11 protein-coding genes are annotated in these 12,638 nt (G+C 68.8%); 7 read left to right on the top strand and 4 right to left on the bottom strand.

The window, feature by feature from the left end:
* Positions 1-28: 28 nt before the first annotated feature.
* On the bottom strand, positions 29-856 hold the full coding sequence (locus AC1DYX_RS08925; protein ID WP_477258403.1) for a DUF4142 domain-containing protein: 828 nt from the start codon (positions 854-856) through the stop codon (positions 29-31).
* Positions 857-1,147: 291 nt separating this feature from the next.
* On the opposite strand from AC1DYX_RS08925, the gene AC1DYX_RS08920 reads away from it, so the two are divergent.
* The 3 genes from AC1DYX_RS08920 to AC1DYX_RS08910 are packed head-to-tail and all read left to right on the top strand — an operon-like array spanning position 1,148 to position 4,355.
* Positions 1,148-2,422: an efflux RND transporter periplasmic adaptor subunit gene (locus AC1DYX_RS08920; protein ID WP_477258401.1), complete on the top strand. Its 1,275-nt coding sequence runs from the start codon at positions 1,148-1,150 to the stop codon at positions 2,420-2,422.
* Positions 2,419-3,153 carry an ABC transporter ATP-binding protein gene (locus tag AC1DYX_RS08915; protein ID WP_477258399.1) on the top strand — a complete coding sequence of 245 codons (735 nt, stop codon included), beginning with the start codon at positions 2,419-2,421 and terminating at the stop codon, positions 3,151-3,153. The genes AC1DYX_RS08920 and AC1DYX_RS08915 overlap by 4 nt, the downstream gene beginning before the upstream one ends.
* Positions 3,147-4,355 carry an ABC transporter permease gene (locus AC1DYX_RS08910; RefSeq protein WP_477258397.1) on the top strand — a complete coding sequence of 403 codons (1,209 nt, stop codon included), beginning with the start codon at positions 3,147-3,149 and terminating at the stop codon, positions 4,353-4,355. The genes AC1DYX_RS08915 and AC1DYX_RS08910 overlap by 7 nt, the downstream gene beginning before the upstream one ends.
* Before the next feature lie 7 nt (positions 4,356-4,362).
* Here AC1DYX_RS08910 and AC1DYX_RS08905 read toward each other — a convergent pair whose 3' ends face one another.
* Positions 4,363-6,027: an acid phosphatase gene (locus AC1DYX_RS08905; RefSeq protein WP_477258395.1), complete on the bottom strand. Its 1,665-nt coding sequence runs from the start codon at positions 6,025-6,027 to the stop codon at positions 4,363-4,365.
* A 192-nt stretch (positions 6,028-6,219) separates the two neighbouring features.
* On the opposite strand from AC1DYX_RS08905, the gene AC1DYX_RS08900 reads away from it, so the two are divergent.
* On the top strand, positions 6,220-7,638 hold the full coding sequence (locus AC1DYX_RS08900; protein ID WP_477258393.1) for a S41 family peptidase: 1,419 nt from the start codon (positions 6,220-6,222) through the stop codon (positions 7,636-7,638).
* A gap of 249 nt (positions 7,639-7,887) precedes the next feature.
* Positions 7,888-8,472, top strand: coding sequence for an O-methyltransferase (locus AC1DYX_RS08895; protein WP_477258391.1), 585 nt, complete (start codon positions 7,888-7,890; stop codon positions 8,470-8,472).
* Between the two features lie 122 nt (positions 8,473-8,594).
* On the opposite strand, the gene AC1DYX_RS08890 is transcribed toward AC1DYX_RS08895, so the two are convergent.
* Entirely contained in the window at positions 8,595-10,115 is a 1,521-nt protein-coding gene (locus tag AC1DYX_RS08890; RefSeq protein WP_477258389.1) for a CYTH and CHAD domain-containing protein, read from the bottom strand.
* Between the two features lie 200 nt (positions 10,116-10,315).
* Between AC1DYX_RS08890 and AC1DYX_RS08885 the strand changes: the two genes are divergently transcribed.
* Together AC1DYX_RS08885 and AC1DYX_RS08880 are read left to right on the top strand one after the other, a co-directional pair.
* A complete protein-coding gene (locus tag AC1DYX_RS08885) occupies positions 10,316-11,065 on the top strand; it encodes a DUF6345 domain-containing protein (RefSeq protein ID WP_477258387.1) in 750 nt (249 codons plus the stop codon).
* Positions 11,066-11,068: 3 nt separating this feature from the next.
* Positions 11,069-12,013, top strand: a complete 945-nt coding sequence (locus tag AC1DYX_RS08880; RefSeq protein ID WP_477258385.1) for a hypothetical protein — start codon at positions 11,069-11,071, stop codon at positions 12,011-12,013.
* Positions 12,014-12,046: 33 nt separating this feature from the next.
* Here the strand turns inward: AC1DYX_RS08880 and AC1DYX_RS08875 are convergent.
* The coding region (locus tag AC1DYX_RS08875; RefSeq protein WP_477258383.1) for a CoA transferase at positions 12,047-12,638 on the bottom strand (592 nt) is incomplete at its 5' end.

The raw sequence follows: 12,638 nt of genomic DNA, 5'->3' as shown, positions 1-12,638 counted from the left end.
TTGGCGGCGATGGGGTAACCGGGTAAAACTATTTGCCCGCGGTCGTGCCCGGCTTGGCCATGTGCATCTGCTGGGCCGACTTCAGGTGCTGCTCGACGACCGGCGTATGCTGGTCGGCCAGCGCCTTCACGTCCGCATCCTTGATCTTCCTGGCGTCGGACTTCAGCCTGGCCAGCACTGCCTTGTGATCCTTCACGCCGGCATTCGCCATATACGCCTTGTCGAATGCATCGCCGCTCATCTTTTCCAGCTTGGCGGACATGGCCTTGTGCTTGGCATCCAGTTCGGTCGGCAAGGTGACGCCGCGGGCCTGGGCCAGCGCCTGGACCTTGCTCAGTGCCTGGCCATGATCGTCGACCATCTGCTGCGCGAAGGCTTTCACGTCGCTGTTCTGGGTCTTGCCCAGCGCAAGCTTGCCGGTCTCGACTTCAGCCATGTCGGCCATCGCCATATCCTTGACGGCCTTCTCGTCGGATGCGCCCAGCTTGGCGCCCATGGCCGCGCCACCCGCCGCCGCCTGGCCCGTACCGCTGGCGCCCATGCTCGAGGTGCCGCTACCGGAATGCTTGTCCGTCATGCCGGCGGCGCCGGAGCTGCCCGACGTCTGCCCTGCCATGCCCGAGGCACCCATACCATGCATCTGCTTGTTGCGGTTTTCCATGCCGGTGCTGTTGGTGTTGTCGATGGTGCCTTCGTGCGTTGTCTTGCCGGACGTGTTCGGCTGGCCGGCGCTGCTGGTGCCGGTCTGGCTGGGGTTGGAACCGAGCGACGTCTGGGCATGCACGCCGACAGCACTGAACATGGCTGCCACCGCCGAAACGGCGAGCAGCCCTTTCAAGGTGTTCTTTTTCTGCATTTTTCGCTCTCCTGACTTTGTTATGGGATTGGCGCCTGGCGGGACCAGCCGTGCGCAAGCTCGTCGTATTCAAATGACAACGGCCGTTGCAAAGTCTATCGCCGTGTTCTCTTGAACAGCGCGCGTTAGCCAACAGGAAAGTTTTATCGATATGCGAAAAACAGCCATCGGCAAAACGATGAGCAGCGTCTTGTGTAAATAACCCAAACGACCAGTATCGCGGTCGAACGCGGAGGCATAGACTTACCGAAGGTTCACCTCGTAACGCCTTGCCGGGCCACAGGTCAGATCGTGGAAAAGAGCACCCAGGACCTTCAACAATTACTGGAGGACGCCGCAGGCCCGCGCCGCATACGCATCCGGCGCATGGCCGTCCATGCCGCGCTCGGCCTGGCCGCGCTGGCGGCACTGGCCGGCCTGTGGCACGTGGCGGCAGACCGGCCGCAGGTCACCGCATGGGTCACGGAACCGGCGACCCTCGGCACCCTCGTCGTGACGGTGTCCGCCACCGGCACGTTGCAACCGACCAAGTCGGTGGACGTCGGCAGCGAGCTGTCGGGCACGGTGGCCCGCGTGCTCGTCGATGAGAACGACGTCGTCAAGCAGGGCCAGCTGCTGGCCGAACTGGACACGGCACGCCTGGCCGACGCTGTCATTCGTTCCGAAGCGGCGGTGGCGGCGGCCGTCGGCCAGGTCGCCCAGACGCGCGCCACCGTGGCCGAGGCGGAGGCCACGCAGCGCCGCCTGCACCGGTTGTCCGAACTATCCGGCGGCGACGACCCGGCACGRCAGCAACTCGATACCGCCGATGCCGCCGCGCTGCGCGCCCGGGCCAATGCCGACAGCGCGCGCGCCCAGGAGGCGCAGGCGCGCGCGGCCCTCAAGACGGACCGGACCAACCTGGGCAAGGCGCAGATCCGCTCGCCGGTCGACGGCGTGGTCCTGACGCGCAAGGTCGAACCGGGCAATACGGTGGTCGCCGCGATGAACACGCCCGTGCTGTTCACCGTCGCCGAGGACCTGACGCGCATGGAGCTGCAGGTCAAGGTCGACGAGGCCGACGTGGCCGGCGTGCGTCCCGGACAGCCGGCCGACTTCACCGTCGCGGCCTGGCCGGGACGCCGCTTCCCCGCGACGATACGGCGGGTCGGCCTCGGCTCGACGATGACCGACAATGTCGTCACCTACAAGACCGTGCTGGAAGTCGCGAATCCCGACCTGGCGCTGCGGCCGGGCATGACGGCGACGGCCTCCATCGTCACCGCCCGGCGCGACAAGGCGCTGCTCGTGCCGAACGCCGCGCTGCGCTTCACGCCGCCGAATGCGCGCGCCGGCGGCGGCAGCTTCGTCTCGAACCTGCTGCCGCGTCCACCCGCGGGGCCGCGCCGCCGCACCGGTGCCGCGCAGACGGACGGCGCGCACCAGGTCTGGACGCCCAGCCCGGACGGCGCGCGCGCCATCGCCGTGCGCACGGGGCTCTCCAACGGCCGCGTGACGGAGGTGACGGGCGGCGATCTCGTTCCGGGCACGGCCGTGATCACGGATGTCCAGGAAGCGGGCAAATGAACGACACGATGCGCGACCCGGCGGGCGCACAGGTACCGCTGATCGAACTGCGTGGCCTGACCAGGACCTATGGCTCGGGCAATGCCGCCTTCCAGGCGCTGAACGGCATCGACCTGCGCATCGACGCCGGGGAATTCCTCGCCGTGATGGGGCCGAGCGGCTCCGGCAAATCGACCGCGATGAACCTGCTCGGCTGCCTGGACACGCCCACCAGCGGCGCCTACCTGTTCCGCGGCGTTCATGTCGAGCGCCTCGACCGCGACCGGCGCGCGCTGCTGCGCCGGCATTGCATCGGCTTCGTGTTCCAGGGCTTTAACCTGCTGGCGCGGACGACGGCCCAGGAAAACGTCGAGCTGCCGCTGCTGTACCGTGGCGAGCCGGCGGCCGCACGCCACCAGGCGGCGCTGGCCGCGCTGGCGCGCGTCGGGCTCGACGGGTGGGCCGGACACACACCGGCCGAACTCTCCGGGGGCCAGCAACAGCGCGTGGCGATCGCGCGCGCCATCGTCACCAATCCGCTCGTGCTGCTCGCGGACGAGCCGACCGGCAACCTGGACAGCCAGCGCAGCCACGAGATCCTGCGCCTGCTCGCCGACCTCAACCGCGAGCAGGGCATCACGATCGTGATGGTGACGCACGAGCCCGACATGGCGGCCTACGCGCACCGCATCGTCCACTTCGTCGACGGCACGATCGACAGCGACGTGCCGAACCTGGAACCGGCATGCTGACCAATGCCCTGCTGCTGGCCCTGCGCGAAATCCGCCGCAACCTGCTGCGCTCCTGCCTCACCGTGCTCGGCATCGTGATCGGCGTGGCGGCCGTGGTCACCATGGTCACGCTGGGCAACGGCGCCACCCGGGCGGTGGCCGACCAGATTTCGAGCCTCGGCAGCAACCTGGTGATCGTGCGTCCGGGACAGCGCCTCGGCCCCGGGCGCGACAGTGCCGGCGCGCCGCCGTTCAGGCTGGCCGATGCCGACGCCATCCGCACGCAACTGGCCGGCATCCGGGCCGTGGCGCCGGCGGTCGGCCAGGCCGTGACGCTCGTGGCGGGCAACGGCAACTGGTCGTCCACCGTCAGCGGCAGCACCAACGATTACTTCACCGCCGCCAACTGGACGCTGGCCGACGGCCGCCTGTTCGGCGACGACGAACTGGCGGCCGGCAAGGCGGTATGCGTGATCGGGAACACGGTGCGGCGCCAGTTGTTCGGCGGCCGCAACCCGGTCGGCGACAGCCTGCGCATCAAGGGGTTTGCATGCGAGGTCGTCGGCCTGCTGGCGCCCAAGGGCCAGGGTGCGATGGGCATGGACCAGGACGACGTGGTGGTCATGCCGCTGACGACCGTGCAGCGCCGCCTCACCGGCAAGACCGACGTGACGACGATCCTCGTGTCGTTGCGCGCCTCGGCCAGTTCCGCCCAGGTGATGCGCCAGATCGGCGCGCTGCTGCGCGAGCGGCGCCACCTGGCCGAGAACGAGGACGACAATTTCAACGTCATGGACACGCGCCAGATCGCCGAGACGCTGTCGGGCACGATCCGCACGATGACGGGACTGCTGGGCGCCGTCGCCGCCGTCAGCCTGCTGGTGGGCGGGATCGGCATCATGAACATCATGCTGGTCTCGGTGACGGAGCGCACGCGCGAGATCGGCATCCGGCTCGCGATCGGGGCGCTCGAGCGCGAGGTGCTGTGGCAGTTCCTGATCGAGGCCGTGGTCCTGTCGGGCTTCGGCGGCGTGGTCGGCATCGCCCTTGCGCTACTGGCCTGCGCGGGCCTGGCGCGGCCGATGCAGATACCGTTCCTGTTCAGCCCCGCCATCAACCTGATCGCGTTCGCGTTCTCGACGGCGATCGGCGTGGTGTTCGGCTATTTTCCGGCACGGCGCGCCGCGCGGCTCGATCCGATCGAGGCGCTGCGGCACGAGTGAGATCGGCTCACCGGAAGCTGAGCGCCCCCGTCAGGTCGCCCGGCGGCCGTGCCCCGCGCGCCGCGAACGCCGCGTTGCGCGCGGCCAGACCTTCCAGCAGCGGCAGGCCGTGCAAGCGGGTGATGAAGCGCAGGATCGACGTCGTGTCGTAGAAATTGTGGTCGACGGCGCCCTTCTTCGCGTACGGCGAGATCACGACGGCGGGCACGCGCGAACCCGGCCCCCAGCGGTCGCCCTGCGGCGGCGCCACGTGGTCCCACCAGCCACCGTTCTCGTCGAAGGCGATGACGACGACCATGTCCTTCCACTGCGGCGACTTCTTGAGGTGCTCGATCACGTTGGCCACGTGGGCGTCGCCCGATTCGATGTCCGAATAGCCCGCATGCAGGTTGAGGTTGCCCTGCGGCTTGTAGAACGTCACGGCGGGCAGCCTGCCGGCGATGGCGTCGGCGATGAACTTGTTCGAGATCGGGCTATCGCCCAGGCCGCCGTCGCGCAGGTGCTCGGCACGCGCCTTGGTTCCGGGGGCGAACTGCTTGAAATAGTTGAACGGCTGGTGGTGGAACTGGAAGTTCGGACGCTCGCCTTCGCCGCGGCCGTCCAGCGCCGCCTGGAACGCGCCGCCATACCACGCCCAGTTCACGCCGCGCTCGGACAGCAGGTCGCCGATCGTCTTGTACGTCTGCGGCGGCAGCACGGCCGGATCGTTCGGGTCGGCCAGGTGCGGATCGCCGCCCGGTGCCGGCTTCACCCAGCTCGGCTGGTACGGCGGCGCCATCGTGTTGACCGCATAGCCGTCCGGCGTGATGGTGCCGTTGTTGACGAAGTTCGGCTTGCCGTCCAGCGCCGACTTCGGCGAGTCCGGCGCCAGCGCGAGACGATGGCCCGTCGGGCCGTCTTCCAGCACCGCGATCTTCGACCTGGCCGGCGTGGACGCCGCATCGAAGAATTCCGGCACGCGGCCGCTGATCAGGAACTGGTGGTTCAGGTAGGAACCGCCGAACGCCCCCATGAAGAAGTGGTCGCACAGCGTGAACTCACGCGCGATCTGCCACAGGCCAAGGTTCTTCGACGTCTCGCCGTAATGCCCCATCGTCAGCGCGCCGTTGTCGCCCCAGGCAACGAAGCTGTCGTTCCTGCCGCCGTTGATTTGCATCTGGTTCTGGTAGAACAGATGCCACAGGTCGCGCGTGATGATCCCTTCCGGCAGCGGCTGGCCGGCCGCATCCGTCAACTTGAACGGCGCGTTCGGCAGGTGCCGGATATCGTCTTCCTTGATCAGGTAATCCGTGCCGCCGATGTCCTGGCGCGCCGGCACCATGCCGCCCCAGATCTTCGGCAGTTCCGGCAGCACGCTGCCGTCGCGGTCCTTCTGCAGGAAGGCAGCAACCGGCAGCGCGGACAGCGGCTGCGCCAGGCCTGGGAAGTCGGCGAACAGGTTATTGAAGCTGCGGTTTTCCAGGTAGATCACGACGACGTTCTTCACGTGCGCCTTCAGCTTGGCGTCCAGCGAGCCGGCGACCGGTCTGGCGTGCCTGACGGGCTTCGCCTCGCTGGCCGGCACGATCGACGCCGACAGGCCCACCGCGGCCGCGGCCTGGAAGATGCGCCGGCGCGCGGGACTGGCGGGCTCGTCTTCCGGATGGCGGTCGTGGTCGTCGTGATCCTGCATGGCGTTCTCCTGTGGCGGCAACCCGGCCGCAAAGCACCGATTATCGGTTCTTTTTGCCACAAGGAAAAGAAAAAACACCACAGCCGGCGCGGACATCGCTTACAACTTCTTAACGCCGATTTACCCGGGTTTAACCGCGCTTAACACCCCGACAAGCCAGAATTTCATGAACGAATCGACCAAAGGATCGCCATGAAACGCACTGCGCTCGCCGTCGTCGGCACCCTCGTCCTGGCCTGCGCGCCCGTTGCCCACGCCGACGACACGACGGCTCCCGGCGCGCCGCCCGAGCTGAAATTGCCGCAAGCCGAAGTGGAAAAGCTGCTGGCGGCCTATGCCATGATCAAGCAGAACTACGTGGGCGAGACCGACGACAAGGCGCTGTTCGACGGCGCCCTGGCCGGCATGCTGGCCGCGCTCGACGCGCACTCGCGCTACCTCGACAAGGACGCCATGCGCGACGTCGGGCGCGAGAACAGCGGCGAATACGTGGGCATCGGCATCGAGGTCGAAGGCAACCGCGACCAGTTGCGCGTTGTCTCCGCCACCGACGATTCGCCGGCCGAACGCGCGGGTATCCGGCCGGGCGACATGATCGTCGCCGTGGACGGGATGCCCGTCGCCGGGATGTCGTACGACGAAGTCACCCGCCGCATGCATGGCGCGCCGGGGACGGTGGTCGCCATCGGCCTCGCGCGCCGCAACAGGATCGAGACCTTGCGCATCACGCGCGCGGAACTGCACAACGACACGGTCCACGTGCGCGCGGCGGCGCCCGGCCTGGCCTGGATCCGCATCGCCGAATTCGGCGGCGCCACGGCGGCCGACCTCGCCGCGGCCCTGAAAAATCTGGACGGCAAGGACACACCACGCGGCCTGATCCTGGACCTGCGCAACGATCCGGGCGGCCTCGTCGCGGCCGCCGTCGCCGTCGCCGGCGCCTTCCTGTCGCCGGGCACCGTGCTGTTCTCGGCACGCGGCCGCGAATCGGGCGCCGACGCCACCGTCACCGTCGACGAGCGCTATTATCGCCACGCGGACGAGCCCGACGTGCTGGCCGGCCTGCCCGCCTGGACCCGCAGCGTGCCGCTGACGGTGCTGGTGAACGGCTCGTCCGCCTCGGCCGCGGAACTGGTCACGGGTGCCCTGCAGGACCAGCGCCGCGCCACCGTGATCGGCACGCGCACGTTCGGCAAGGGCTCGATCCAGTCGGTGATCCCGCTGGACGAGGACAGCGGCATCAAGTTCACGGTGGCGCGCTATTTCACGCCGAACGGCCACGAGATCCAGGCGCGCGGGGTCACGCCCGACATCGTCGTGGCCCCAGGCGCCGCGGCCGACGACGACCTGCTGCTGCGCGAAGCGGACCTGGCCCACCACCTGCCCGCGACCCAACCCCTGGATGCATCGGCCAATGCGAAGCACGAGCCGATGGAATCGACGGCCACGTTCGGCACGCCCGCCGACAAGGCCCTGCAGACCGCGGTGGCCGTCCTCACGCCCGCGGACCAGCGCACGCCCACGCTGGCTGGCCTACTGCGCCAATGGGGCCGCGGCCTGGCGCTCGGCACGCCGCTCACGGCCACCAGCGCGGCCACCAGCGCGCCGTAACGGGATCGTCACACGGACGTCAAACCGGTGTCATATTCGGGCGTCAGAATACGCATCGCTCACAGGGAAGAGAGCACAAGGCGGCAAGGCCGCCCTACCGGCGCCGGCGGTCGGGAAACATACCGGCACCAATTCGAAACGCTGTTTCCGCTGCGCGGGGACAGCGTTTTTTTGCGCCGGCAAACCCGGCGCCGTTATGGCACGATATCGGCGTTCGGCATCAAAGACCGCCACGATAGGAGAAAAGTTTTGGATTCAAGGCTCAAGACCCTGCTCGACGAACTGGCCGCCTTCGGCGACGCGCACGACGGCGACCCTGCCAACCGCGCCACGCGCATGCTCAACATCACGCCCGACACCGGCGAATTCCTCGCCGTACTGGTCAAGGCGACGGGCGCGCGCCGCATCCTCGAAATCGGCACCTCGAACGGTTATTCGACCTTGTGGCTGGCCGATGCCGTGGCGGAGGTCGACGGGGCCGTCACGACGATCGAGATTGCGCACGCCAAGATCGAGATGGCGCGCGCCAACTTCGCGCGGGCCGGCGTCGATGCCCGCATCACCCTGCTCGAAGGCGATGCCGGCACGATGCTGGCGAACCTGTTCGATGCGTCGTTCGACCTGCTGTTCCTCGACTCGAAGCGCGACGCCTACCTGGACTGGTGGCCCGACATCCGCCGCGTGCTGCGGCCGGGCGGCCTGCTCGTCGTCGACAACGCCACCTCGCACGCGCAGGACATGGCGGCGTTCACGGCCGCCGTGCGCGCCGACGCCGGTTTCACGGCGAGCCTGGTGCCGGTCGGGAAAGGCGAGTTCCTGGCCGTGAAGGCCTGAGCAGCCTTCCCGCCCACCAAGAGCATATTCCAGTAGGGTGGGCGGCCTCCGCCCACGCGGACGTTTGCAATCCGCAGGCGTCACGCGTGGGCACGGGGTGCCCACCCTACCGAGACAGGTTGTTAGAAGCGTGCCCGGTCGCGCAGCCGGTGCTTGACGTGGCGGCGCGCGCGCGGCATCGCAGCGAGCGCGCGCGCGGCCAGCACGCCCTCGATGAAGCCGAGCAGCCCGGCCTCCTGCGGGACGCGATCACGCAATTGCCCGACCAGCTGGCGCGCGACGAAGGCATCGTTGATCTCGCCCAGCTCGTCCTGCATGCCGGTCAACAGGTCGCGGCGCCTGGTCGACTTGCGGTCGTGCGACAGCGCGGCGAAGAACTCGCGCGCATAGCGCTCCTTCTTGGCCGCGATGCGCACCTCGTGCAGGCATTCCGGCCGCTTCAGGTCGTAGCCGCGGGCGCGCTTGCGCACGCGGGCGCATGCATGCTGCACCAGCCGCGGCGCGGCCTTCGCGACCCGTTGCGCGAGCGGATCGGCCGCGAGTGTCGTGTGCTGCCAGCCCTTGCCCGCGATCCAGCCGCCCAGCGCCAGCAGCAAGGTCGTGTAGCGCGGACTGGCGACCGCCGACCGCACGCGTGCGCGATGGCGCTCGGCCTCCTCGCGCGCAACGGCCTCCACGCGTGCCAGCGCCGGTTTCTGGTCTTCCGCCAGCGGCAGGCCGGGCAGCACGGACGCGAGGAACACGTCCCAGTTGCGCGCGTTGCCCAGTTCGTCCGCGAGCCATTCGATGTCGGCCGCCATCGGCTCGGGCAACTGCACCACGTCCTCCACCATCGCCAGCGCGGCGCGCAGGCGGCGCAGGCCCACGCGCATCTGGTGCAGACTCTCGACGTCGCCCGCCTGGACACCCCGTTCATTGGCCTGCATCTGCTGCAGGCAGTTGAGCACGATCTCGCCCAGGGCCTCGCCCAGCGTGGCCTTGCGCCTGATCGACACGGGCGTGGCCTTGACGGCATGCGCCCTGTCGTCGGTCGCCAGCGCATACCCGCGCTCGGCCTTGCTGACGTTTTCGATGCGCACCGGCGTCGCCTCGTGCACCCGCCGCGCCAGCTCGTACAGGCAGGCCGGATCGCCGTTCTTGACTTCCAGCTCCAGCTCGCGCACCTGCGTCGTGCGCTCGCCGTGCTGCAACTCGCCCACGTCCAGCGCGCATTCGACGTGGCTGCCGTCCGGCAGCGCCAGCATCCACGTCGTGCGCTTCGTGCGATTGACGAAGACCGGGTCGGCGGCAAGCTGGCGGCCGTCCAGGCTGTCGGCCAGGTCTGGCAGCGCTTCGCGCAGCTGCTTGCTGAACAGTTCCTGGTCCGGCGTCTCGGAGCCGATCTCGGCTTCCAGCTCGGTACGCCGGTGCAGGCCGGCGACGGCACTGCCCCCGCCCTTCAGCGTCTGCACGTGGCGCTCGCCGGCGCTGCGCACGCGCAGGGCGAAGCCGTGTTTCCACAAATCGAAGCCGCCGGTATCGAAATAGCGGTCGACGTGCTCCTGTTCGCGCGGCCTGGACACGGCGTGCTCGCGCAGCACGGCGGATTTTTTCAACCGCGCGGCGCTGGCCGCGTCCACGGCCAGTTTGATCTCACACTCCATAGCAACTCCTGTCACGACATTCCGTGACTGTAGCGCATCCCGGCGCGGCCCGACACACGGCTTCTCACTCTCCCACCCGTGTTGCATCAACCTTCTGCGCATGCACGACTGATGCAGAACAGGCCGGCACCGGCCGCGTCCCGCTACCTTACGGAAGCCGCCCGAGCATTCATGCAAGCGGCATCACCAAGGAGACGATCATGGCACGGTTCGGTGTCGAGGCGATCCGCAATTTCGGCCACGCGCGCGCGGCGCACGTGGACACGGCGGGCGATCTCACCTACACATTCAATCGAAGTAATGGCCTGGACAGCAAGCTGCGCGGCGCCGGCCACCAGCGCGCGTTTTATTGGGCGAATACGGACGTCTGGGAGACCGACATCCGCGACAGCGACCAGGGCGGCGACGACCGCCACTGGGTCGACGACGTCGACCTGTTCTGGATCGAAACCCACGGCAACCACGACGCCCAGGGCCACGTCGTGCTGCTGTACGACACGCCGGTCACCGAGTGGTACGCCAATTCCGCGCGCTGGCAGCTGGGCGAGGACTGGAACAACGAATGGGTGATGGCCTATTCGTGCGACACGGCCGCGCTCCCCACCGTCACGGGGCTGTGGAACATCTTCGCGCGCATGCACATCTACTGCGGCGCGTGGGACCTGATGTGGGACGGCATCACGACGGACGAATGCGGCGAGGACGTCGGCGACGACCTGGTCCACGGCAGCACCGTCTGCCACGCCTGGCACGACGGCGTCTCGGACTGGTGGGTCGACAACCATCCGATCACCGTGTGCGTGGGCGATGCCGCCACCTGGAACGGCGGCGCGATCCGCTGGGACCTCAGCGCCCTCAATCGCGATCACCTGTGGGGCCATGGCACCGTGACCCCGGACCTGGCGCCTGCACAACAGGCCTGCCTGCTGTGGTACTGGACGGAGGGCTGAACCATGAACGATCACACCCTGCTGCACGCGCTGGCCGGCGCCTGTACCGACACGAAGATACCCGAACAGGCCGACGTCCTGCTGCTGCAGACGCCCACGCAGGAACAGCTGCAGGCACGCGCACGGCGCTTCGTCGCGCTGTTACAGGAACACGACGACTGCCCGCACGACAACGGCGGCACCTGGCAGCAACGCGACGACCACACGGTGATTCATCTACCGGACGGCGCGCGGGCCATGGTCTATCACGCGTCCGGCGCGCTGCGCTTCGTCTCCGGCCTGGCGCCGACGGAAAGCCCGTTCGGACAAGACACCGAACGCGAGGTACTGCAACGCGTCGTCGAGGAACGGGCACGCAAGCTGACCCTGGCCGACTGGGTCGGCCCGAACGGCGAACTGCGCTCCGAGCGCCTGTTCCGCACACGCGGCCAGGGTGCCGACCCGGCCGGCAAGACGTCCGCAACGACGCTGTTCCGCGCCCTCGGCGCCTGGCGCCAGTACGCCGGCGGCATCCCGGTACTGGGTGCCGCGTCGGTGGCGCTGCGGCTCGCGGGCGACGGCCGCCTCGACATGCTGGCGGTGCACGCGCGTCCCGCGAACGGCGAAGTGCTCGACCGGGCCGCCATCATCGAACCGCAACAGGGCGCGCGCCAGATCGTGGCGCAACTGGGCACCCTGCTCGGCCTGCGCGAGATCCCGTCCGGCCTCGTGGAATCGGCCACGCTGCGGTTCGGCTACGTCGACCTGGGCAAGCGCAAGCCCCAGCGCGTACTGGCCCCGACCTATGTCGCGCAAGTCGTCCTGCGCCACAAGACGGTGCGCCAGGCCTATGTGCTGGCCGTGCGCGCGACGGAGCGGGCCTACCTCGACCTGCCCGTGTATGGTGGCGACATCGTGGCCGGACATGGACGGACGGAGATCGCGCACTGCGATACGGTCATCCGCTGACGCGCATGCAGGCGGCGGTCGTGGCATCGCGGATCAGGCGACGACGCCGCGCGCGCGCAGCGCCGCGATCTGCTCCTCCGTGAGACCGACTTCGCGCAGGACGGCGTCCGTGTCCTCGCCCAGGTGCGGCGCGGCCGAACGGATGCCACCCGGCGTGCCCATCAGCTTGGGCACGATGCCCGGCACCTCGACGTCGTAGCCGTCGCGCGTGGCCTGCGTGAGGATCATGTCGCGTGCCCGGTAGTGCGGGTCTTTGGCGATGTCGCGCGCCGTGTAGACCTTGCCGGCCGGGACACGCGCCTGGCCCAGCGTCTCCAGCACCTCGGCCACGCCGTGTTCGGCCGTCCAGGCGCCGATGGCCCCGTCGATCTCGTCCACGCGCGCGACGCGGCCCGCATTGTTGGCGAGGTCCGGCGCCTCGGCCAGGTCGGGCCGGCCGATGGCGTGCATGAGACGCTTGAAAATGYTGTCGCCATTGCCCGCGACGAGCACGATGCCGTCGCGGCAGCGGTAGGCGTTCGACGGCGCGATACCTGGCAACGCGCTCCCGCCCGGCTCGCGCACGGCGCCGAACGCGCTGTATTCGGGGAGCAGGCTTTCCATCACGTTGAACACGGCCTCGGGC

Source organism: Massilia sp. P2_C2, from assembly GCF_056404615.1.
The sequence above is the reverse complement of the archived record's forward strand: the minus strand, read 5'-3'. Positions and strand labels throughout refer to the sequence as shown.

Excerpts from the sequence above, each read along its gene's own strand:
- AC1DYX_RS08925 (WP_477258403.1), bottom strand. The coding sequence starts at position 856 with ATGCAGAAAAAGAACACCTTGAAAGGGCTGCTCGCCGTTTCGGCGGTG.
- AC1DYX_RS08915 (WP_477258399.1), top strand. The coding sequence starts at position 2,419 with ATGAACGACACGATGCGCGACCCGGCGGGCGCACAGGTACCGCTGATC.
- AC1DYX_RS08910 (WP_477258397.1), top strand. The coding sequence starts at position 3,147 with ATGCTGACCAATGCCCTGCTGCTGGCCCTGCGCGAAATCCGCCGCAAC.
- AC1DYX_RS08905 (WP_477258395.1), bottom strand. The coding sequence starts at position 6,027 with ATGCAGGATCACGACGACCACGACCGCCATCCGGAAGACGAGCCCGCC.
- AC1DYX_RS08900 (WP_477258393.1), top strand. The coding sequence starts at position 6,220 with ATGAAACGCACTGCGCTCGCCGTCGTCGGCACCCTCGTCCTGGCCTGC.
- AC1DYX_RS08890 (WP_477258389.1), bottom strand. The coding sequence starts at position 10,115 with ATGGAGTGTGAGATCAAACTGGCCGTGGACGCGGCCAGCGCCGCGCGG.
- AC1DYX_RS08885 (WP_477258387.1), top strand. The coding sequence starts at position 10,316 with ATGGCACGGTTCGGTGTCGAGGCGATCCGCAATTTCGGCCACGCGCGC.
- AC1DYX_RS08880 (WP_477258385.1), top strand. The coding sequence starts at position 11,069 with ATGAACGATCACACCCTGCTGCACGCGCTGGCCGGCGCCTGTACCGAC.